This is a genomic window from Gallicola sp. Sow4_E12, from assembly GCF_052116305.1.
GTDB lineage: Bacteria > Bacillota > Clostridia > Tissierellales > Peptoniphilaceae > JBQKLI01.
The window spans coordinates 37939-61507 of the sequence record NZ_JBQKLI010000001.1 but is presented as its reverse complement, the minus strand read 5'-3'; the positions used below and the strand labels follow the sequence as shown (position 1 = coordinate 61507).

18 protein-coding genes, 2 pseudogenes and 1 other annotated feature are annotated in these 23569 nt (G+C 37.1%); all 20 genes and pseudogenes read right to left on the bottom strand.

Annotated elements, in window-relative coordinates; translation table 11 throughout:
• Positions 1–3: 3 nt before the first annotated feature.
• Entirely contained in the window at positions 4–885 is an 882-nt protein-coding gene (gene hslO, locus ACTQ46_RS00290; protein ID WP_441746508.1) for an Hsp33 family molecular chaperone HslO, read from the bottom strand.
• A 61-nt stretch (positions 886–946) separates the two neighbouring features.
• Positions 947–1150, bottom strand: coding sequence for a cold-shock protein (locus ACTQ46_RS00285; RefSeq protein WP_441746506.1), 204 nt, complete (start codon positions 1148–1150; stop codon positions 947–949).
• Positions 1151–1258: 108 nt separating this feature from the next.
• Positions 1259–2005 (bottom strand): class I SAM-dependent DNA methyltransferase, encoded by a 747-nt coding sequence (locus ACTQ46_RS00280; protein WP_441746504.1) that lies wholly within the window; start codon positions 2003–2005, stop codon positions 1259–1261.
• Positions 2006–2014: 9 nt separating this feature from the next.
• On the bottom strand, positions 2015–2143 hold the full coding sequence (locus ACTQ46_RS00275; protein ID WP_441746502.1) for a hypothetical protein: 129 nt from the start codon (positions 2141–2143) through the stop codon (positions 2015–2017).
• A gap of 12 nt (positions 2144–2155) precedes the next feature.
• Positions 2156–3394: a bifunctional folylpolyglutamate synthase/dihydrofolate synthase gene (locus ACTQ46_RS00270; protein ID WP_441746500.1), complete on the bottom strand. Its 1239-nt coding sequence runs from the start codon at positions 3392–3394 to the stop codon at positions 2156–2158.
• The gene (locus tag ACTQ46_RS00265; RefSeq protein ID WP_441746498.1) at positions 3384–6035 is read right to left on the bottom strand and encodes a valine--tRNA ligase; all 2652 of its coding nucleotides are present in this window, start codon (positions 6033–6035) and stop codon (positions 3384–3386) included. The genes ACTQ46_RS00270 and ACTQ46_RS00265 overlap by 11 nt, the downstream gene beginning before the upstream one ends.
• Before the next feature lie 35 nt (positions 6036–6070).
• Positions 6071–6231 (bottom strand) — a binding site (T-box leader).
• A gap of 48 nt (positions 6232–6279) precedes the next feature.
• Entirely contained in the window at positions 6280–6888 is a 609-nt protein-coding gene (locus ACTQ46_RS00260) for an MBL fold metallo-hydrolase (RefSeq protein ID WP_441746497.1), read from the bottom strand.
• A 10-nt stretch (positions 6889–6898) separates the two neighbouring features.
• The gene (dtd, locus tag ACTQ46_RS00255; protein ID WP_441746495.1) at positions 6899–7348 is read right to left on the bottom strand and encodes a D-aminoacyl-tRNA deacylase; all 450 of its coding nucleotides are present in this window, start codon (positions 7346–7348) and stop codon (positions 6899–6901) included.
• Positions 7349–7357: 9 nt separating this feature from the next.
• Positions 7358–9523: a RelA/SpoT family protein gene (locus ACTQ46_RS00250; RefSeq protein ID WP_441746493.1), complete on the bottom strand. Its 2166-nt coding sequence runs from the start codon at positions 9521–9523 to the stop codon at positions 7358–7360.
• 74 nt (positions 9524–9597) lie between these two features.
• Complete coding sequence (gene recJ / locus ACTQ46_RS00245) at positions 9598–11343, bottom strand: single-stranded-DNA-specific exonuclease RecJ (RefSeq protein WP_441746491.1); 1746 nt, start codon at positions 11341–11343, stop codon at positions 9598–9600.
• Between the two features lie 63 nt (positions 11344–11406).
• Entirely contained in the window at positions 11407–11706 is a 300-nt protein-coding gene (yajC, locus tag ACTQ46_RS00240) for a preprotein translocase subunit YajC (RefSeq protein WP_441746489.1), read from the bottom strand.
• A gap of 12 nt (positions 11707–11718) precedes the next feature.
• Positions 11719–12840 (bottom strand): tRNA guanosine(34) transglycosylase Tgt, encoded by a 1122-nt coding sequence (gene tgt / locus ACTQ46_RS00235; RefSeq protein ID WP_441746487.1) that lies wholly within the window; start codon positions 12838–12840, stop codon positions 11719–11721.
• The gene (queA, locus tag ACTQ46_RS00230) at positions 12822–13874 is read right to left on the bottom strand and encodes a tRNA preQ1(34) S-adenosylmethionine ribosyltransferase-isomerase QueA (protein WP_441746485.1); all 1053 of its coding nucleotides are present in this window, start codon (positions 13872–13874) and stop codon (positions 12822–12824) included. The genes tgt and queA overlap by 19 nt, the downstream gene beginning before the upstream one ends.
• A 9-nt stretch (positions 13875–13883) precedes the next feature.
• Positions 13884–14891 carry a Holliday junction branch migration DNA helicase RuvB gene (ruvB, locus tag ACTQ46_RS00225; protein ID WP_441746483.1) on the bottom strand — a complete coding sequence of 336 codons (1008 nt, stop codon included), beginning with the start codon at positions 14889–14891 and terminating at the stop codon, positions 13884–13886.
• A 5-nt stretch (positions 14892–14896) separates the two neighbouring features.
• Positions 14897–15484 (bottom strand): Holliday junction branch migration protein RuvA, encoded by a 588-nt coding sequence (gene ruvA / locus ACTQ46_RS00220; RefSeq protein WP_441746481.1) that lies wholly within the window; start codon positions 15482–15484, stop codon positions 14897–14899.
• A 12-nt stretch (positions 15485–15496) separates the two neighbouring features.
• Positions 15497–15988 carry a crossover junction endodeoxyribonuclease RuvC gene (gene ruvC, locus ACTQ46_RS00215; RefSeq protein WP_441746479.1) on the bottom strand — a complete coding sequence of 164 codons (492 nt, stop codon included), beginning with the start codon at positions 15986–15988 and terminating at the stop codon, positions 15497–15499.
• Between the two features lie 211 nt (positions 15989–16199).
• Positions 16200–18892, bottom strand: a pseudogene (gene fdhF, locus ACTQ46_RS00210) (formate dehydrogenase subunit alpha); the annotation flags it as partial.
• Between the two features lie 556 nt (positions 18893–19448).
• Positions 19449–22124: pseudogene (gene fdhF / locus ACTQ46_RS00205) on the bottom strand (formate dehydrogenase subunit alpha); the annotation flags it as partial.
• Between the two features lie 27 nt (positions 22125–22151).
• Positions 22152–22607 (bottom strand): ferritin family protein, encoded by a 456-nt coding sequence (locus ACTQ46_RS00200; protein WP_441746477.1) that lies wholly within the window; start codon positions 22605–22607, stop codon positions 22152–22154.
• A gap of 9 nt (positions 22608–22616) precedes the next feature.
• Positions 22617–23564, bottom strand: coding sequence for a 2Fe-2S iron-sulfur cluster-binding protein (locus ACTQ46_RS00195; protein ID WP_441746475.1), 948 nt, complete (start codon positions 23562–23564; stop codon positions 22617–22619).
• Positions 23565–23569 lie beyond the last annotated feature (5 nt).

Genomic DNA, 23569 nt, shown 5'->3' with positions numbered 1-23569 from the left:
ATATTAATTCGAAGTAAGACTTCTTAAATCTTCTTCAGTAAAATTGTATTTCTTATTGCAGAATTCGCATACGATTTCTGCCCCTTGATCTTCTCTGGCAATCTCTTCAATCTGATCTTTCCCAAGACTGATTATAGCTTTCTCAACCTTATCTTTACTGCAGCTGCATTGATATCGTACAGGTTTCTCTTCTAATATTTTCATGTTTAATGAAGAAAAATATTTATTTAGTACATCTTTAGCATCTTCATTTTTTTCGAATACAGAAGATACTGCAGGGAAGTCTTTCATCACTTCTTCCAATTCCACAAGATCGCTTTCTGTATATCCAGGAAGAACTTGAATAAACAATCCTCCTGCTGATCTGCAGCTATAATCTACATCTACCAGCACTCCTAAAGAAACAATTGTTGGTGTTTGTTCTGAATAGAAAAAATAGCTTGCGATATCCTCAGCAATCTCTCCAGAAACAATCGCCGTTTTTCCGATATATGGTTCCGCCGTCCCAAAATCTCTTATAACCGATAAAAGACCATTTTTGCCGACAAATCCGCCTACATCAAGTTTATTGTCGCTTTCACGGCTTGGAATGTCGATCTCAGGATGATCCATATAAGAACGGATATTTCCTTCTGAATCGCATTCTGCTATTAACAATCCTGCCGGTCCGTCTCCTTTTATTTTTAAAGCTAAGGTTTCATTTTTGTTTTTTATATCTGTTCCCATAATAGCAGCCATTGTAGAGAGCCTCCCTAAAGCTGCTGTTGCGGTTGTTGTGGTATTATGAATCTTTCTGATCTCTTCTACAAGGGAAGTAGAATTAACCAGCATAAAACGAAATCTTTCTTTTTCATCCAAAGCTTTTACTACATATATATCTTTCATTTATACCTCCAAAAAAAGCCCCTGCAATAGGGGCTTTATCTTCTAGTTAATATTCTATTTATTATAACTTACTAACATTAGAAGCTTGTGGTCCTTTAGTACCTTCAGTAATTTCAAACTCAACGTCTTGTCCTTCGTCTAAAGTTCTGAATTCACCATTGTCTTCTAAAGCTGTATAGTGTACAAACACATCTTCGCCTTCTTCAGTTGAAATAAATCCATAACCTTTTGTTGCATTAAACCATTTTACTTTACCCTTAGTCATTTAGTACATTCCTCCATGTAATATTACCACAGCTCTTACTAGTTCCTTGCTGTTTAATATAATATACCATAATTATTTGACCTTTGCAAGGATCAGGACAAATTAATCTTAAATTAATGGAATATTATCCTTTTTAGCGATAAATAATATTCTTTCAGTTTCGCCAGTTGGCACATCGCCTGTATCAAAATCTATGATTTCCAATATTTTAAAACCAGTATTTTTCAAATAGCTGCTTATTTCAGGAACAGAATAAATCCTTTCTGTTTGGTATTCAGTAAAACGCCTGTATAGTCCTTGTTCTTCTACAAAAAAGTCTAGAATAAAATCCACTTTATTTTCATCTGGATCGTAATAATTATCCCAAGTATAAAAAATATCTTCTTTTTCATAAATATAACTTCTATTTCCAAGAATTTCTTTTAATTTATATTCAGAATTAATATCAAAAAAATATAATCCCTCTGTATCTAATAATTCGTGAATTTTTTCCATTATTTCTATTAATACATTTTCATCCAAGATATAATTTGTACTGTCTAGTGTGCTGACACAAAGAGAAAAAGGTTTCTGATCCATATATTCCCGAATATCGCAGCTGTAAAGCTCAAGCCGAGGATCTTGGATTTTTTGTTCTGCAATAGAAAGCATCTCTTCACTAAGATCTATTCCTGTATACCGCTTGGAATAATCTATTAATTCTTTTGTTAAATTTCCTGTACCTACTCCAAAATCGAGAATCGAATCTAAACTGCCTTGGTATTGCTCTACTTTTTCTCGAATGCGTTTTGCATATATAGCATAAGGTATATCGAAAACTAAAGAATCATATACGGTAGCAAACTCATTATACATATTGTTCTCCTATTTTTTTGAACTATAATCTTTAAATTCTTCAGCCCGAATACGCTTTATTTCAACTAGAATTTTGTTCAACGTATATTGAATACTGATTAAAATGACGATTAAAATAATAAATTGAGTCCAAAGCATAGTAATCTCCTTTTAATCTTTTTTAATATAATCTCTTACAGCTCCTATCAAATACAGAGATCCTGTGCAAAGAATAAGATCATTTTTTCCGCCTTTTCCCAAAGCTGTATCAACAGCCTTCTCCAAAGAGTCTTCATAATAAATTTCAGAATCAGCATGATAATCCTTCAGTATTTTTTCTGGTTTTTGTGCCCTTTCATATTCAAGCTTTGTAAGGATCAAAACACTGCTTAAATCCACAATATCCGAAAAATTATTTATTTCCTTATCACTCATTGTGCCTAAGATCAAAATAAGCTTGTCATAAGGAATCTGTTTTAAATTTTCAGAAAGAAGGGTTATTCCCTCTTCATTATGTGCCCCATCGATAATAAAAAGAGGGGCTGTATTGAGGATTTCCATTCTTCCTTCAAAAACCGCTTTTTCTAGTATAGAGAAGTCCCGAGGAAGATCCCCTATAAGAAGTTCATAGGCTTTAATGGCTAGATTTGCATTATATCCCTGCTGCAGACCCAGAAACTTAAGTCTGATCTTCTGATCCCTATAGCATAGTACTGCATGCCCCTTTTCTACTTCCATATTTTCGTGAGGATCTACAAAATAAAGAGGACTGTTTTTAACGTCGGCTTCTTTTTTAAGAACATCATCTACGTTTTTATTATGGACAAAGCTTACTGCGGGTGTTCGTTCTTTAATAATCCCTGCTTTATGAAATGCGATCTCCTCTAAGCTTTTTCCAAGCATTTGAGTATGGTCGAGACCAATCGTTGTTATCACACTTAGAACAGTATTTCCTACTTGATTTGTAGCATCTTCTCTTCCGCCGATTCCTGTTTCTAAAATAAGATAATCAATATTTTCACGAAATGCTATTATTGCAATAAGAAGACTCATTTCAAAATAAGTTGGCCATCTTCCGCATTTAGAGATATCTTCCTCTTTTGATTTCACCTCTTCGCAGGCTTTTATAAATGCGTCTTTCTCGATTCGTTTATTATTGATTTTGATTCGTTCCCGATAGTCGGATATATGGGGGGATGAAAAATGTCCCGTTTTATAACCATGTGATTCTAGTAAATGGGACAAGTAGAACCCTGTCGTCCCCTTGCCGTTCGTTCCGGCAATATGGATGATCTTCAAGTTTTTTTGAGGATTTTCGAAGAGTATAAGAATTTTCTTCATATACTCTTCTTGCTCAAAATGACCATAAAGGCCGGACTCTGCAAAGTTGAGAGCCTCCTTATAGTTCATTTATTTTTCCTCGTAAGTTTTCTATAGACTCTTCCAATTCCATTTTGATATTTCGATACTTTTCAATTTTCTTTCGCTCTTCTTCAACTAGTTTTTCCGGTGCTTTCTTTACAAAACTCTCGTTGTTTAGTTTTCCTTCTGCTCTTTTTAGTTCTGATTCGTTTTTCTTTTGATCTTTCAAAAGACGGTCCAGTTCTTTTTGATAATCAATCAGCCCTTCTAGAGGAATAAATATTTTATACTGGTTTTTCACAAGAGAAATTGCATTTTCCAATTCATCCATATCGTCTTCGATAATAATCTCTTCAGCAGAAGCTAAGGTTTTAAAATGAAGGCTCATTTCTTCAAAACTCTCTTTCAAATGATCTTCATTTGTTGCAAAAATCATCTTAGATTTTTTCTTAGGAGGAATATTTAATTCTGCACGTGCATTTCGAATAGAAGTTATGGCATCGATCGCTAAAGTAATTTTCTCTTCTTCTTTTTCAAATACCCATTCTTCTTTATATTTCGGCCAAGATTCGTTGATCAGCATATCTTTTTTATCTGGCAGATATGAGTAGATTTCTTCTGTAATAAAAGGCATAAAGGGATGAAGCAGTTTAATGATATTCATAAGAACAGCATTTAATGTACTTTGTGCCGTAATATTGCCCTGAAGATCGTCATTGTATAATCTTGGTTTTACAAGCTCGATATACCAGTCGCAGAACTCATTCCAAATAAATTCATATATAGCATTTCCCGCATTTCCGAATTCAAACTTTTCCAAGTTTTGGGAGATCTGCTTTGTGACTGTATTTAAACAGCTTAAAATCCATTTATCTTCTGCTTCCAACTCCAACTCTTCAAGAGGTTTAATCTTCGATTCGTCTAAATTCATCAATACAAATCTTGTGGCATTCCATAACTTATTTGCAAAATTACGGTTGGATTCCACCTTTTCCATATAGAAACGCATATCATTTCCTGGAGAGTTTCCGGATATTAATGTAAATCTTAAGGCATCCGCTCCATACTCGTCAATAACTACTATCGGATCAATACCGTTACCTAAGGACTTGCTCATTTTCCTTCCTTGAGAGTCTCGGATCAAACCTGTGAAATATACATTCGTAAATGGAAGCTCGCCCATATTATAAAGAGTGGAAAATACCATACGAATTACCCAGAAGAAAATAATGTCATATCCCGTAACAAGGGTATTTGTAGGGAAGAAATATTTTAAATCTTCTGTGTCTTTCGGCCAGCCTAATGTGGAGAATGCCCATAGTGCAGAAGAGAACCATGTGTCTAATGTGTCTGGATCTTGTATAAGGTTAGAGCTTCCGCATTTACTGCAGGTGTCGGGTTTTTCCGCACTAACGATTACTTCGCCGCAGTCCTCGCAGTAATAGACTGGAAGCCGATGTCCCCACCACAACTGTCTTGAGATACACCAGTCTCTAATATTTTCCAGCCAATTTGTATACACTTTCCCAAAACGGCTAGGAATAAGATTTAAGTCGCCATTCTTATAAGCTTCTAGTGCAGGCTTTGCTAAAGATTCCATTTTAACAAACCATTGTTTTGAAATCAGCGGCTCGATAGTTTCATTACATCTCTCGCAGTGTCCTACAGTATGATGAAGATGCTCTGTTTTTTCTAGAAGGCCTTCCTTTTCTAAGTCCTCTACGATTAATTTTCGAGCTTCTAAGCGCTCCAAACCGCTGTATCTACCATATCCTTTACTGATCGCTGCATCTTCTTCTATCACGATACATTGACCTAAATCATGGCGTGCTCCTACTTCGAAATCGTTAGGATCGTGGCTTGGTGTGATTTTAACCATACCCGTTCCGTACTCTTTATCTACATAATCATCCGCAATAACAGGAATCTCTCTCCCAACCAGCGGCAGGATTAATTTTTCACCCAATATCTCTTTATAGCGTTCATCTTCAGGATTTACTGCAACTGCCAAATCTCCCAATAAGGTTTCAGGTCTTGTTGTTGCTATAACGATATATCCTTCCCGGTCTTTATAAGGATAGCGTATATGCCATAAGTGGCCCTCTTCTTCTTCGTATTCCACTTCTGCATCGGATATAGCTGTACCGCAGGATGGACACCAGTTTACAATACGATTTCCTTGGTAAATCAAACCATCTTCGTATAGCTTTATAAAATATGTTGTTACGGCTCTGGATAAGTTTTCATCTAGTGTAAAGCTGTCTCTGGACCAGTCGCAGGATACTCCCAGTTTTTCAAGCTGATTTTTAATATTTCCGCCGTATTCTTCTGTCCACGCCCAAGCTTCTTCTAAGAAACCTTCCCTCCCCAGCGATTCTTTTGATTTCCCTTCAGATGTGATTTTATTTACAACCTTTGCTTCTGTAGAAATCGATGCATGGTCCGTTCCAGGTACCCATAGTGCTTCAAACCCATCCATTCTTTTATGGCGGATAATAATATCTTGAATCGTATTATTCATCGCATGGCCTAAATGAAGTTTTCCTGTAACATTTGGAGGGGGCATCACTATAGTATAAGGTTCTTTTTCAGGATTCACTTTCGCTGTGAAATACCCGTCTTCTTTCCACTTTTTATAAATCCGATCCTCGAAGGATTTCGGCTGATATACTTTTTCTAAATTTTTCAATTCTATTCTCTCCTTTACATAAAAAAACCCTTCGTTTTTAGGACGAAGAGTTTCCGCGGTACCACCTAAATTTCAATAATGACCCTTAATAGATATTGCTCCAAAGCAACCTTCATCTGCTTCCCTTTGGAAGATCTCACCCTGCTTCCTCTCTGTAAAATTTTCGCAGACTACTCCTCTTTTTCATCGCAATTATTCGATTACTATCATAATAACTTATCCTATATATTTGCGCAAGAATGTACTATTTTAAGTAAGCGTTGTATTTCTTTTCATGCATTAGAGTCGTTGCTTCTCCGTGACCTGGAAATACTTTATAATCGAAATCCATGTCTAAAAGTTTCTGAATGGACTCTTCCATAGCTGAAGGATCTGATGTTGGTAGATCCGATCTCCCTACTGTCCCTTTAAATAACATATCCCCGCTAAACATTTTATCTCCGATTAGTATCAGCATGCTTCCAGCTGTATGTCCCGGTGTATGAATAAAATGGATTTTGTTTTCTTGGAATTCCAGTTCACCCCCCTCCGATACAAAGCGGTCTGGATAGACTTTTATCCCAGAAGCGCCTCGCCCGGATAAATTCATTTCTGGGGTTTCGAGAAGTTCTTTCTCTTCTATATGAGCTATCACCTCTGCCCCGAATTCTTCTTTTAAAGGATTCAGCGCTCCGATATGATCTGCATGTCCATGGGTCAAAAGTATATAATCCAAAACATAATGATTGTCCTTTAAAAAAGAAGATATTTCTTCATAATTCCCTCCTGGATCTACAATTGCTGCATGATCTTTTTCAATTAAAACATAAATATTTTCTCCCATCGAGTAGGTTGTAAAAATTTTTATTTCCAAAAAAAGCCTCCTAATAAATTTTAGAGCTGTCTAATTGGATCGTAACCGGTCCGTCATTGACTAAAGAAACATCCATATCCGCCCCAAATTCGCCTGTTTCCACCTTCAAACCAGTACTCCTAAGCTTTTCTAAAAAGATTTCATAATTATCGAGGGATTTTGGAGATTTTGCCGACTGTATAAAACTTGGCCGATTGCCTTTTCTGCAATCCCCGTAAAGAGTAAACTGAGATACGACTAACAATTCTCCACGGATATCTTGAATGGATAAATTCATTTTCCCATCTTCATCTTCAAAAACTCTAAGGTTTTCTATTTTTTTAGCCAAATAATCAATATCCGAAATTTCGTCATCCCTATGCACTGCAACAAATATCAGAAACCCTTTGCCGATCTCTCCATTGATTTTACCGTTGATTTCAACCTTTGCTTTTGAAACCCTCTGAACTACTGCTCTCATATACCACTCCTAAGATTTGACTCTGTATACATCTAAAGTGCCTTTAATCGAAAGTATCGTACCAATCAGCTCTTTGATTTGATTGGTGTCGTTTATTTCAACTTTAATATTAATAATATACGTTTTATCCTTATCTTTTCTTGCATTCATACCTGTAACTGTAAAATTCTTTTCCGTTAATTTTTGAGTCACTGCTGCCAAATAATCCGGACGATCGAAAGCTATGATCTTAATTTCTACACTATAGTTGATATTCGAAGTATTGTCCCAAGCTACATCTATAATCCGGTCTGCTTCTTCCAAACTTTTAAGGTTGGAACAATCCTTTCTATGAACCGAAACTCCCCTGCCTTTCGTAATATAGCCTACTATATCATCTCCTGGCACCGGATTGCAGCATTTAGCCAATTTTATTTCCAGATTGTCTACGCCCTTTACAACTACACCGTGGGCAGAAGACTCCCGATGCTGAGGATTCGGTCTTTCTTCTAAGTCTTTAAACTGTTCTAGAGCATCCTCTACCTTGTAATAGTCTTTATAGTATTCTTTTAATTTCGGCATTATTTGAGTAAGCTGAAGACTTCCAAATCCTAAAGCAGCATACATATCATCTATCGAAGAGAAACTAAGTCTTTCAGATATCTCTTTTAACCATTCTTCTTTTAAAATTTTATTAAAAGTAAAGCCTTGTTTCCGGACTTCTTTCTCCAAAGCATCCCTGCCTCGGACAATATTTTGACTTCTCTGCTCTTTTTTGAAAAACTGTTTAATTTTTGTCCGTGCCTGAGAAGACTTTACAATCTTCAGCCAGTCCTGGCTAGGACCGCTGGATCCGCTTGATGTGAGAATCTCAACGATATTCCCATTCTTTAATTTATAATTCAAAGGAACAAGCTTTCCATCTACTTTTGCTCCGATACAATGATTTCCTACAGCAGAATGGACACGATAAGCAAAATCGATAGGCGTCGAACCTTCAGGAAGGTCTATAACATCTCCTCTAGGGGAGAATACAAAGACTTCATCGTTTGAAAACTCTTCTTTGAATACATCTATAAATTCTCTGGAATCTGCGATATCATTTTGCCAATCCATCAACTGTCGGATCCAAGTCAGCTTATCATCAAAATTCGACTGTTTTTCTGTGCTGCCTTCTTTGTATTTCCAATGGGCGGCGATACCATATTCTGCTGTTTTATGCATATCCCATGTACGAATCTGAACTTCAAAAATATCGCCTCTCGGCCCAATCACAGTACTATGAAGAGATTGGTACATGTTTGCTTTCGGCATCGCAATATAGTCTTTAAATCTGCCGGGAATCGGCTTCCATAAAGAGTGAACGGCTCCCAGAACACCGTAACAGTCCTTCTTCGTATCTACGATCACTCGAACTGCAGACAGATCAAATATTTCTTCAAAAGATTTATTCTGCTGATACATTTTTTTATAGATACTATAGATGCTTTTAGGCCTCCCGTTGATTTCTCCTTTGATGCCCAATTCATCCATGGCAACATTTAGAACCACGATAATATCTTGAATTACATTTTCCCGCTCTGCTCTATTTTTTTGGATTCTGTTTACAAGATCATAGTATTTTTCCGGCTCCAAATAACGCAGCGATAAATCTTCCAGTTCCCATTTAACAGTACTAATCCCAAGTCTATGGGCTAAAGGCGCATAGATCTCCAAAGTTTCAGTGGCCTTTTCAATCTGCTTCACACGGGTCATATACTCAAGTGTTCTCATATTGTGCAGACGGTCGGCGAGTTTGATAATAACAACCCGGATATCCTTTGCCATAGCAAGGACCATTTTTCTAAGATTCTCAGCCTGATTTTCTTTCTTGGATTTGTATTTTATTTTTTTAAGTTTTGTGACCCCTTCTACAAGCTCGGCTACATTAGTACCAAACATTTCCTCTAATTCTTCAAAGGTCATCTCTGTATCTTCTAAGGCATCATGAAGAAGACCAGAAATAATTGTATCATCATCCATGCTTAAATCTGAAAGAATTAAAGCGACAGCTTCGGGATGTATAAAATAAGGCTCGCCGGAACTTCTTAATTGTCCTTCATGTGCCTCTTCCGACAGTTTATAGGCCTTCTCTATTTTCTTCTCATCACAATTAGGATTATATGATTTAATTTTTGTCAGTAAGTCACTGAGCATCTCTCTACCTCCCGAAACGTAAACATTAATATATTGAAATCATTATATCATAACAATCATGGAAAACTACAGTTTTAACGTAGATCTTTAATATGAAGCTGAAGTGTTTTCTTCTGATTAAACTCGTTAATTTGCGGATAATAGCATATATCGATTCTATAATTATGATCAAGTCCTAATCGGATTTTCTCCAGCCCCTCCGGACCAAACTTTTCCGCTAGATAATCCAAGGTTTCTTCTGTGTCCCTAAAAGAAATCCCTGTAAATAGTTTGCCTTTTTTTTCTAGGGAAAAACGAAGTACATTTTTATTTTTACCGATAACGTCCAGTTTTTTAAGAAGAATCTTTTTATCTCCAAATAAAGGTCTAGAATTTCCTTTTCCAAAAGGACTCAGCTTTTCAATCTCATCGACTAAATCGAAATTTAGCATCTCGATATTTAAACTGCTGTCCAAATAAATCTTAGGCTGAAAGTCTTCCTCTTTAAGTTTTGAACTCTCATTTAAAACCCTGCTGAATTCTTCAAAATTATCTTCCGATATAGACATCCCAGCAGCCATAGCATGTCCACCAAAGGATACCAGTGTTTCCCTATACGGATTGATTTCTTCAAACATATTGTACTGTTCGATACTTCTTCCGGAACCTTTCAGTACACCTTCTTCTTGTGCCTTTGTAAAAAGAATCGTCGGTCGGCTGAAAAACTCTTTTATTCTCCCAGCTATAATTCCCACAATACTTTCATGAATTTCTTCGTCTTTAAGCACTAGAATTTCCGGCAGTTTTTCTAATCGCAGTACACTTTCTTTAACTCTTTCATATCCGATTTCCGTTAAATCTTTCCGTTCATTGTTTAAAGATACCAGTTCCTTTGCAATTTCCTCGACCTTTTCCATATTCTCTTCGTAAAACAATTCGATTCCTTTGGATGCCGTATCAAGTCTTCCTGCCGCATTGATACAAGGACCCATAATAAATCCCAAAGAATAAACAGAAACGTCTCCTTTTATTCCCGTTTCTTTAATAAGTGATTTCATGCCGTAATTTTCAGTACTATTGATTTTCTTAAGTCCTTCAATTACGATATATCTATTTTCGTCGACTAAATCGACAATATCGCAGACTGTACCCATACATACATACTCTAAAAGATCCGAAAGATAATCCATATCTCCATCTAATTTTGTATATAAACCTTGGATAAACTTAAAGGCAACACCAGCTCCGCATAATTCTTTGAAGGGATAATTGCAGTCCCATTGCTGAGGATTTAATACAGCATCCGCCTGCGGGACAACCTGCAGTTCTCCTTCTTCCGGAACTTGATGATGGTCGGTAATTATAACATCCATCCCGAGTTCTTTTATTTTTTCGATTTCTTCAAAGGCCGAAATTCCATTATCACAGGTAATAATCAAGCCTGCTCCGCCTTCTTTTGCTTTTTCAATAATTGACATTGAAATCCCGTAGCCGTCTGTAAGCCGGTTGGGAATCGCATAAGAAATATTATCCGTATAGAGCATCAGCCCGTCTAGTAATGTCATCGTTGCGGAATTACCGTCTTGATCATAGTCCCCAACAATCAGAATCGAACTTCCTGCATCAATGTGCTTTATCAAGAGATCTAAGGCTTTGTCCATATCTTTCATTAAAAAAGGATCATGGGAAGAATTCTCTAAAGTAGGTTTCAAAAAATCATTCATCTTATCTTCAGGTATTTTACGATTAAGCATAAGCCGCACAAGTATTGGATGAATCCCTGTCTCTTTTGATATACCGGCTATGTCTTCTTTTAAGTTTTTAACATACCATTTTGCCATTTGAACTCCTTTTATATAAACAAAAAGAAATATCTGAAAACAAATATTTCTTAAAGTCGTTTATTATTCTTGTATAATGTCTGTTCCTGCTGTATCTTTTTGTAGAACTTGGCCTACTGCAGTTTTAACAATATCAAGCTTTGCGCCGTTTCCTGACTCAATTGTAATAGAGTCATCTGAAATCTTTACAACAGAGCCCTTGATTCCGCCAATCGTAACGATTCTGTCTCCAATCACAAGACTAGATCTCATCTCCGCAAGTTTTTTCTGCTGCTTTTGCTGAGGTCGAATCATCATAAAGTACATAAGCACCAACACGATGATTAAAGGTAAAAATCCACCGATCAAACCTAATTGTTCCATAGCCATCCTCCTTTACTTATGATAAGTATAACCGAACTTATCATAAAATTCATTTTTGTATTCTAAAAAACGATCTTCTTCTATAGAAAGTCGAATTTTCTCCATCATATTAATTAAAAAGTATAAGTTGTGAATTGTCAAGAGACGAGCACCCAGGATTTCATCCACATTGATCAAATGCCTCACATAAGCTCTTGTATAATTTTGACAAACAGGACAGTCGCATTCTTCATCTATGGGGCTAAAATCCTTTGCAAATTTAGCATTTCGTATTACTAGATTTCCTTTGGATGTAATGGCTGTTCCGTTTCGCGCTATTCTTGTTGGAAGAACACAATCCGCCATATCAATGCCGGCTTCAACCATTTCAAATAGATAATCGGGAGTTCCTACCCCCATCAAATATCTGGGTTTATTTTCCGGAAGGAATGGAGTCGTGTGATTTAACAACTTTATCATCAATTCTCTAGGTTCCCCTACAGAGAGTCCGCCTATTGCGTAGCCGGGAAGATCTATATTAGTTGTTTCCTTGGCGCTGATTTCACGAAGATCCGGATACATCCCTCCTTGAACAATACCAAATAAAGCCTGTCGGCTCATATCGGAATGATACTCCTTGCACCGTTCAAGCCACCGGAGCGTCCTCTCCATGGAGTTCTTTATATAATCGTAATCAGCTGGATAAGGGGCACATTCATCAAAGGCCATCATAATATCGCTGCCTAAATCTTCTTGAATTTCCATCGCTTTTTCTGGTGATAGAAAATGCTTGGAGCCGTCGATATGCGAACGAATTTCAACACCTTCTTCGGTAATCTTTCTGTTTTTGCTTAAGCTGAATACTTGGAAACCGCCGCTGTCTGTTAATATCGGCTTATCCCAATTCATAAACTTGTGAAGCCCCCCTGCAAGTTTTATGATTTCTTGGCCTGGGCGCAAATATAAATGATAGGTGTTTCCGAGGATAATCTGCGCACCCAATTTCTTTACATCTTCGCTGGATAATGTTTTTACTGTAGCTCTAGTTCCTACCGGCATAAACACCGGTGTCTTTATTTCTCCATGGGGTGTTTGAAGGACACCTGTTCGAGCTCTCGTTTCTGAAGATTTCTTTTTTATTTCAAATTCGAACATAAATTTTCCTTTCTAATAAACATACCATCTCCGAAACTAAAAAACATATACTCTTTCTCTTTTGCTTCTTCATAGGCATTCATAATATTTTCTTTTGAAGAAAAAGCGGAAACAAGCATCATCAAAGTAGACTTGGGCAGATGAAAATTCGTAATTAAGCTGTCGGCTATTTTAAACTCAAAGCCTGGATATATAAATATATCTGTCCAACCGCTGTCAGCTTTTAAACGTCCATTAAATTTTTCTCCAATGGTTTCAAGGGTACGGATTGTTGTAGTGCCTACGGCGATAATCTGCCCCCCTTTTTTCTTTGCTTCTTCTATTATTCGTAGATTTTCTTCTTCTAAAGAATAATACTCGCTGTGCATCTTGTGTTCTGTTACATCCTCTACGGAAACTGGACGAAACGTACCCAAACCTACATGAAGAGTAATATAAGCGATAGAAGCGTCCTTTTCTTTGATTTTTTCAAGCAGTTCCTTCGTAAAATGGAGACCGGCAGTTGGTGCCGCCGCCGATCCTGTTTCTTTGGCATAGACAGTCTGATAGCGGTCTTTATCTTCTAATTTTTCTTTAATATAAGGAGGAAGAGGCATCTGTCCAAGCTGATCTAAAATTTCTTCAAAAATACCGGAATAATAGAACTCAATCTTTCGAGTGCCGTCTTCTAGAATATCCAGAACTTTCCCTTTAAGAATTCCCTCTCCAAATTCGACCTCTGTTCCGATCTTCATTTTCTTTCCAGGACGGACCAAACATTCCCATATGTCTCTTTCTCTTTTTAACAAAAGAACTTCGATTTTTTCATCTTTGCCTAAGCGTGAACCGAAAAGTCTAGCTGGAAGCACCTTCGTGTTATTTAGAACTAGAACATCCCCTGGATTTATATACTCTAAAATATTATAAAAATGGTCATGCTTTATTTTTCCTGATTCTCTTCCTAAAACAAGAAGTTTAGAATGGTCTCTTTCCTTAATGGGGACCTGTGCTATCCGCTCTTCTTCTAATTGATAATCAAAATCATCTGTTTTCAAAATGCTCTCCTATTTTGTATATTTTATATTTAAATGCTCATAAGCCTTCGGAGTTACTATTCTACCTCTGGACGTACGATTTAAATAGCCTATTTGAAGCAGATAAGGTTCATATACATCTTCTATCGTGATTCTTTCTTCTCCCGTAGATGCTGCAATCGTATCGACCCCTACTGGACCGCCGTTAAAATTATAAATGATTGTTGAAAGTATCTTTCTATCTACATGATCTAAGCCTATCTCGTCAACTTCAAGAAGATTTAAACCTTCTATAGCTGATTTTCCCGTAATTGTTCCATTGCCTTCGATTTCCGCATAGTCTCGAACCCTTTTTAAAAGACGGTTTGCAATCCTTGGCGTTCCCCGGCTCCTTTTTGCTATCTCTAAAGCACCCTCTTCATCTGTAGGAATCTTTAACACTTTGCTGGATCTTAGAATAATCTCTTTCAAGCTTTCTATATCATAAAGTTCTAGTTTTAACAAAACGCCAAAACGGTCTCTCAAGGGGGACGTCAGCTGGCCTGATCGTGTGGTGGCACCGATCAATGTAAATTTCTCCAAGTCGATACGAAGACTTCTCGCAGATGGCCCTTTCCCGATAATTATATCAAGAGAAAAATCTTCCATAGATGGATATAATATTTCTTCTACACTGCGGTTCATTCGGTGAATCTCATCGATAAAAAGCACATCATCTCTTCCTAGATTTGTTAAAATCGATGCCAAATCGCTTTGTTTTTCTATAGCCGGGCCACTTGTTATTCGAAGATTTACTCCCATTTCATTTGCGATAATATTTGCCAAGGTCGTTTTGCCTAGCCCCGGAGGTCCGTGGAGAAGAACATGATCCAGAGGCTCTCCTCTTTGTTTCGCAGCCTTAATAAAAAGCTCAAGATTCTTTTTTGCTTTATCCTGACCGATATATTCATTCATCCATTTTGGACGAAGAGTATATTCAGTTTCCTCGTCTTCTTGATTAAAGGCCTGTCCGACTACTCTATTATTTTCATCTAACATAGAAATCACTCCTTATGTTCTAAGCCCTTCATCGCTTCCTTAATCATCTGGTCTATCGGAAGATCCTGTATCGCTTCTTTCTGTAGGAATTTCACTACTTCATTTCTTTGATATCCAAGATTTACTAATGCGTCTAATGCAAATTCGTAATCATCATTTTTTATCGGCATCCCTGCATCTTCTTCGATATCATAAGATTTTATTTTATCTTTTAATTCCAAAACGATTCGACCTGCTGTTTTCTTTCCAACACCCGGAGCTTCAGTTAATTTATCAATATCATTTTCTACAATACAGTACTTGATAATTTCTGTATGCATAGACGAAAGTATGCCTAGTGCATTTTTTGGACCGATAGAGGTTACTGTAATTAATAGACGAAACATCTCCATTTCCTCCATAGTATCAAAACCATATAATGATAAACTATCTTCTCTAACAATCATTTCAGTGTGGATCTTGCTCGTCTCGCCGACTAAAAGACGGTCCTTTGTCGTGTTTGAAGTAAATATGCGATAACCTAATCCTTGATTTTCCAATACGATATAGTTTTCGTATATTCCCGCAACTTCACCGTAAATATAATCTATCAATAATATCCTCCATTAGATTTTATAAAGATCTTTGAATTTATGACTTAAACTGTGGCATATAGCAACTGCCAACGCATCCGCAGCATCATCGGGCTTCGGTCTTTCAGACAAATTCAAGAGTATTTTAACCATCTCCTGAACCTGCTGTTTCTCAGCTCTGCCGTATCCTACAACCGCCTGTTTAATCTGAAGCGGTGTATATTCATAAATCTCAAGCCCTGATTGTTTTGCGGCTAGAATCTCAACACCTCTAGCCTCCGCAACTGTAATGGCAGTTTTCGTATTTTTATTAAAAAACAGTTCCTCTATCGCCATCTCGTCTGGTTTAAATTCGTTGATAATATCTGTCATTTCATTCATTATAAAAAAAAGTCGATCCGGTAATCTGGATTTTGATGAAGTTGTAATACATCCATACTCCACCATAGAGATAGAATTGCCTTTTATGTCAACTATTCCATACCCTACAATCGCTATACCCGGATCAATTCCTAGTATCCTCATTTAAGCACCTCGCTTATAAATTTTATCATAAGGAATTCTTTAAGTAAAACAAAAAGAACATTTGTGCTTTTTTCAACAAAAAAACCGAGAGCTTTCTCTCGGTTTTCAGCTAAAATATATTTTCTCTAATATTATCCCTTTTATTTTCAGGAGCAAATTTTACAGAATGCAGGATATTTCGATATTGAGGAATCGGAAGGTCTTTTTGATCTTCTATTTTCTCAATCTGAACTGCGCAGATTTTGTATTCCCCTGTCATTGTGATATTATCTACTGATTCAGTCGTTAATTCGTTCGTAGGAGTCGTTGCATGATGAATAGTCATAAAGGTTTGTCCAGGTTGTACCTTATCGGTAATAGTAATTCTTGAGCTTACAGATCCCCTTCTTGAGGTTACTTTAACACAGTCATACTGTTTCAATCCAAGAAGCTTGGCATCCTTCGGATGAATTTCCATCAACTCTCCAGGCCGTATGCTGCTTAATGTTTCTGAATGTATCGTCGTAATATTATAATGATAGAGCATTCGTCCCGTATTCAATAAATATGGATAGTCTTCACAGGGAAGCTCGCCTGGTTCTCTGTATTCCGCAGGCATAAATAAAGCTTTACCTCTTGCAAAAATCCCTTTATGAACGAATTTTGTTCCAGGATGCTCTTTAGTCGGGCAAGGCCACTGCAGTCCTTCTTTATCGATCCGTACATAGCTCATACCTCTGTAAGACGGTGTTGCTAGAGCGATTTCATCGAAGACTTCCGAAGAATTTCCCCAATGAAACTGTTCCTTTATTCCCATTTCTCTAGCGATCTGTGCAATAATTTCCCAATCCACCCGTGCCTCTCCAGGAGCATCGCAGGCTATTCTAACCCTTTGAACTCTTCTTTCTGTATTCGTAAAGGTACCATCCTTCTCGGCATAGCAGGCTGCGGGTAAAAATACATCTGCTAATTCTGCTGTTGGAGTTAAAAACAAATCTTGTACTACCAAAAAGTCCAAATTATTCAATGCTTTCTTTATATGATTTGCATTCGGATCGGTTAATATCGGGTCTTCTCCCATAATATACATCGAACGAATTTCACCCTCGACACAAGCATCCATCATTTCAGGAATTTTATATCCGATATTTGTAGAGAGTTCCGTATTCCACAGCTCACTGTAAAACTTCGCCCAAGTTTCATCAGCTCAAGTTTCATCAGCTACGGAACCATACCCTGGATATGTATTTGGCAACGCTCCCATATCGCAGGATCCTTGTACATTGTTTTGACCTCTTAGAGGATTGATCCCGCTTGCCTCTTTCCCTAAATGTCCTGTAAGAATTGCTAAATTGGATAAAGTCATAACATTTTCAGTACCGCTTGAGTGTTCTGTAATTCCTAATGTATGAAATATCCCTGCTTTCTCATAGCTTGTGTACATTTTCGCTACTTCATATTGCAGTGTTGGACTAATTCCAGTAATGTCCGCAACTCTTTCTGGAGTATAACCTTCTACCAGTTTTTTTAATTCTTCAAATCCTTCCGAACGGCTTTGAACAAATTCCTGATCTTCCCAACCTTCTTTTATAATAGTATGCATTATACCGTTAAACAAAGCAACATCTGTTCCGTTTTTTAGCGGCAGCCAAATATCCGCCATTCGTGCAAGTTCTGTTTTTCTTGGATCTACCACGACCAGTTTTGCACCTTTGTGCTTCTTTGCAACTTTCATTTTATTTCCGATAATAGGATGGGCTTCTGTTGCATTGCATCCCACTACAAGCATCATTTCATTATCGTATATTTCATTTATAGAGTTTGTCATCGCACCGCTTCCCAATGTAGCAGCAAGACCCGCTACTGTAGGAGCATGACATGTTCTAGCACAGTGATCGATATTATGAGTCCCCAACACAGCTCTGAAAAATTTTTGAAATACATAATTATCTTCATTGCAGGCACGGGCTGACGATAAACCTGCAAATGCATCTGAACCGGATTCTTTTTTTATCTTTAAGAAATTTTCAGAAATTTTTTGAATAGCTTCCTCCCAAGAAGCTTCTTCAAACTTTCCGTTTATCTTGATTAAAGGTGTTGTTATACGGTCTTCACTATATAAAAAGTCAGTATGAGACCTTCCTTTGACACAAAGAGATTTCCCATTTACGATAGATGTTTCATTTGGCGTAACCCCTACAACTTTCCCATTGACTACATTCAAATCAAAATTGCATCCGACTCCGCAAAATGGGCATGTAGTTTTAACTTTTTTCACATCCCAAGGTCTGACTCCTATAAAATTCTTATCCATAATTGCAGCAGTAGGGCAAACTGAAATGCATTGTCCACACAGACGGCAGTTTTTATCATCTAAAGGTAAATCAAAACCTGCTGTAATTTTCGAATGTAACCCTCTTCCAGAAAAATCTATATAGCATGGGTTACTTGAACTTCTTCGCATACACGTACATATTTACCGCATAGTATGCATTTGCTTTGATCTCTCATCATAACCGGGTTTAAACTTTCTCTCGGATAGTTTTTCTTTTCTCCTTCAAAAGAAGGATTAACTCCATATTGAAAAGCATATTCCTGCAGATCGCATTGACCTACTTTACTGCAGGTTAAACAGTCCATAGGGTGATTTGATACAAGAAGATCTAAGACCGTCTTTCTAGCGTTGGTAACCTTTTCACTATTTGTATTAATCACCATTCCTTCTTCTGCTTTAACACTGCATGAGGCCATAAGATTTTTACGACCCTGAACTTCTACTACGCATAATCTGCAGCCGCCGAAAGGCTTTAAAGATTCATCCTCGCAAAGAGTCGGTATCGATATCGTGTTCTCTCGGCATATTTCTAAAATCGTTTTATTGCCATCTGAACTATATTCATTTCGATCAATAGTAATTGTCAGCACTATATTTCCCCCTATTTTTTCCGTTTTTTATTGATACAAGTATTCCTCTCTTATACTGCGAACAAAAGACACAATTCGATATATTTGTACGAGTATACCGATGAGAATAGGATACTTACAATTAATCATATTAAGTTAATCCTATACAGTCAAGTAGATTATAATTGCATATGGATTGTCCATAATCTGACATTATAATTTGAAATCCAATAGAATTCACCACCTCTTTTTACGATATTTCATAGAGAAAAGTAGCTGTATTTTATGATTACAAGCCTCGAAAATTCATATCTACTCCTTATATTCAAAAATAATACCACCCTTTTCAAAAGTCTAGTATGCGAAAACTTCCATATAACCAACTTTTTAGTTTAATAATATTTTAAATTATTTACCATTTTCACCTCCATATTAATGCAATAAAAAAGCCGAGGTAATATCCTCGGCTCTGTATTTAGAATATATTTTCTCTGATATTCTCTTTCTTATTTTCAGGAGCGAATTTCACAGAATTTAGAATGTTTCTAAATTGTGGTATTGGAAGATCTTTTTGATCCTCAATTTTTTCGATCTGAATAGCTGCTACTTTATATTCTCCTGTCATGGTAATTGGATCCATATGTTCAGATGTTAATTCATTGACTGGAGATTCTTTGAAATGCAGAGACATAAAGGTCTGACCTGGCTGGACTTTATCTGTAATAGTAATTCTAGAGCGTATTGAACCTCTTCTAGATGTAACCCTTACACAGTCGTATTCCTTTAATCCCAGCTTATCCGCATCCACAGCATTGATTTCCATCAATTCCCCTGGACGAATATCATTTAAACGTGTGGAATATCTTGTTGTAATATTATAATGATACAAGTTTCTTCCAGTATTCAAGATATATGGATATTTTTCATTCGGCATTTCTTTAGGCTCTTTATATGTTGCAGGCATGAATTTTGCTTTTCCTCGGGCAAAAATACCTTTATGAAGGAATTTAGTCCCTGGATGCTCTGGTGTCGGACATGGCCACTGTAAACCGTCTTTATCGATTCTTGCAAAAGACATTCCTCTATAGGAAGGAGTTACTTTCGCAATTTCATCGAATACTTCGCTTGAAGTTCTCCAGTGGAACTGTTCTGTCATACCCATAGCTTTTGCAATATCAGCAATAATAGTCCAGTCTACTCTTGCTTCTCCTGGTGTATCAACAGCTTTACGAACTCTTTGGACACGTCTTTCAGAGTTGGTAAAGGTACCCTCTTTTTCTGCATAGCAGGAAGCTGGTAAGAATACATCTGCATATTTAGCTGTAGGAGTCATAAATAAATCCTGTACTACTAAGAACTCTAAACTATCGAAAGCTTTCTTAACATGATTTGCGTTTGGATCTGTTAGAACTGGATCCTCACCCATAACATACATAGCTTTTAATTCCCCTGCGACTGCAGCATCAAACATTTGCGGTATTTTGTATCCGATTTCTGTTGACATTTTTGTATTCCAGAATTCACCGAATATTTTCGCTTGTTCTTCGTTTGCTACAGAACCATATCCTGGGTAGGAATTAGGCAATGCACCCATATCACATGCCCCTTGTACGTTATTTTGTCCTCTTAGAGGGTTGATACCGGCACTTTCTTTTCCAAGATGTCCTGTTAAAACAGCCAAGTTGGATAATGTCATTACATTTTCAGTACCTGTCGTATGTTCTGTAATTCCTAAGGTATAGAATATACCTGCTTTTTCATAGCTCGTATACATTTTAGCAACTTCGTACTGAAGTTCTTCGCTGATACCAGTAATTTCTGCTACTTTTTCAGGAGTATACTCCGCTACTAATTCTTTTAACTCATCATAGCCTTCTGCTCTTTTATCTATGAATTCCTGATCTTGCCATCCTTCGCGGATGATAATATTCATGATTCCATTGATTAACGCAACATCTGTACCGTTTTTCAAAGGAAGCCATAGATCAGCCATTCGGGCAAGTTCTGTTTGTCTTGGATCGATAACAATAAGTTTCGCTCCGCGATGTTTTTTCGCAACTTTCATCTTATTTCCTAAAATAGGATGTGCTTCTGTTGCATTTGACCCGATAACAAACATCAACTCTGCATCAAGTATTTCATTGATCGAGTTTGTCATCGCTCCACTACCTAATGTAGTCGCAAGACCTGCGACAGTGGGAGCGTGTCAGGTTCGTGCGCAATGGTCTACGTTATTCGTACCCAATGCTACTCTCATAAATTTTTGGAAAACAAAGTTGTCTTCGTTGCAGGTTCTGGCAGAAGATAATCCTGCGAAAGCATCGGCACCATGATCTTTTTTAATACGATTAAAATTATCCGCTATCATTGACAACGCTTCATCCCAGGTCGCTTCCACAAACTCCCCGTTCTTTTTGATAAGAGGTGTTTTTATACGAGCCTCGCTGTAGATAAAGTCTGTATGAGAACGTCCTTTTACACAAAGAGATTTTCCATTTACTACAGAATCTTCATTGGGAGTAACACCAACTACTTTTCCTCTTGCTACATTTAAGTCAAAATTACAGCCTACTCCACAGAAAGGACAGGTTGTTTTAACTTTTTTGATTTCCCAAGGTCTATAACCTACAAGATCTTTGTTTAATATAGCTCCTGTTGGACACATAGAAATACATTGTCCGCAAAGACGGCAGTTTTTATCATCTAAAGGCATATCAAAACCAGCACCGATCTTGGAGTTGAATCCTCTGCCCATAAAATCTATAGCGTGAGTTACTTGTACTTCTTCGCAGACTCTTACACATTTTCCGCAAAGAATACATTTGCTTTGATCTCGGATCATTACAGGGTTTAACGCCTCAATAGGATATTGCTTTCTTTCCCCTTTATGAGTTGCAATTACATCATATTCATAACAATAATTTTGTAATCCGCAATCTCCTACTTTATCACAAGTAAGGCAATCCATTGGGTGATTCGATATCATTAAATCAAGTACTGTCTTACGAGCGTTAATTACTTTATCTGTTCTTGTTTTTATTACCATGGCTTCTTCCACTTTAACACTGCAAGAAGCCATTAAGTTTCTGCGTCCTTCGACTTCAACGACACATAATCTGCAGCCGCCAAAAGGTTTCAAAGATTCATCATGACACAGAGTAGGAATATCTATATTATTCTCACGACAGACATCTAAGATGGTTTTATCGTTATCCACCGAAAATAGTTGTCCATCTATGGTTAAATTAACCATTCTATTCTCCTTCCTCTTTCTAAAAGCTTACCAGATTTCTCTATAAGCTACGTTTGTATAGATCTCTTCTAATCTTGTTTTATGCATTTGCTCCATATTTTTAAGACCTATAAATATATCTCTTTCTTCCGCATCTTCACAAGAATCTGCAAGACCCTGATACATATACATAGCGCTTTCTTCATTTTTGATCGCTATCATAATCGCATCCGGGAAAGTGACATCTGTAGTTAACTCAGGAGCTTCCATAGCTTCTGCTAGTTTATAATCGCTAGATGGAGAAATACGAATGGTATCAGCTCCTGTTTCTAAGAAGTCTCTTAAGAACTTTTTATGCTCTAATTCCTCGTCTGCAAGATCTTGAAAAAGATCTTTTAGCGCAGAATCTTCAACTTTAGATTTTGCTTCTAAGTAAAACGCATTGGATTCCTCTTCTGAGTTTACTGCAAATTCAATAATTGCTTTCAGTTCTTCTCTATTCATAAATATCTCCTATTTATTTTCTATTTTGTCTAATATATTATCCAGTTCTAAAGCTTCTACCCAAGTTGTTTCCACAAAACGTCTTCCTTCTGGTGTTTCCACTTTAACAAAAGGTGCAGCAGGCATACTTTTATATTCCAGCTCTGTACGAAGTCTGCCCTTTAAACATAAAGGCCGTCCCATCGCAGCATCTTTCGCTCTTACTCCGACCACTTTATTATTTTTATAGAACACGGACATATTGCATCCGAAATCGCACTGTTTGCATTTTACAGTTTTGGAAGTTGTCTCCCATACACGAGGCATTCCTACTGTTCGTCCGTCCATAAGAGCACCTACAGGACAGGCTACAACACAACGGTTGCAGGAAACGCATGTAGATTCTTCCATAGACTGATCTCCGTCCGCAGCAATTGTTGTTTCAAATCCTCTGTCTGCAAATGTAAGAACATTTCTTGTTTCCACTTCTGCACAGGTTCGAACGCATTTTCCGCATAGGATACATTTTGACTCGTCTCTGAATACATATGGGCTTGAGGTATCTGTCCAAGAAGCGTATTCTTGTCCTCGTCTTGCACCGTTATGATCTCTAAACTGAACATCGTATTTAAAAGAATATTTTTGTAGCAGACATTCTCCAGCTTTTTGGCATGTTAAACAATCATTGGGATGATTGTCTAACAGCAGCTGTAAAATAGTTCTTCTAACTTCAATTACTTTTTCTGATTCTGTAAAAACTACCATACCTTCTGATACCGGTGTAGAACAAGATGTCATTAATTTAGGCATCCCTTCTATCTCTACCAAACAAAGTCTGCAGGCAGAAACGATATCTAAATTTTTATCGTAGCACAATGCAGGTATTTCAATTTTTATTTTTTTGGCGGCTTCTAAAATAGTCGTTCCTTGAGGAACTTTTACCGCCATTCCATCAATTGTTAATGAAACAGTTGCCATAAAAG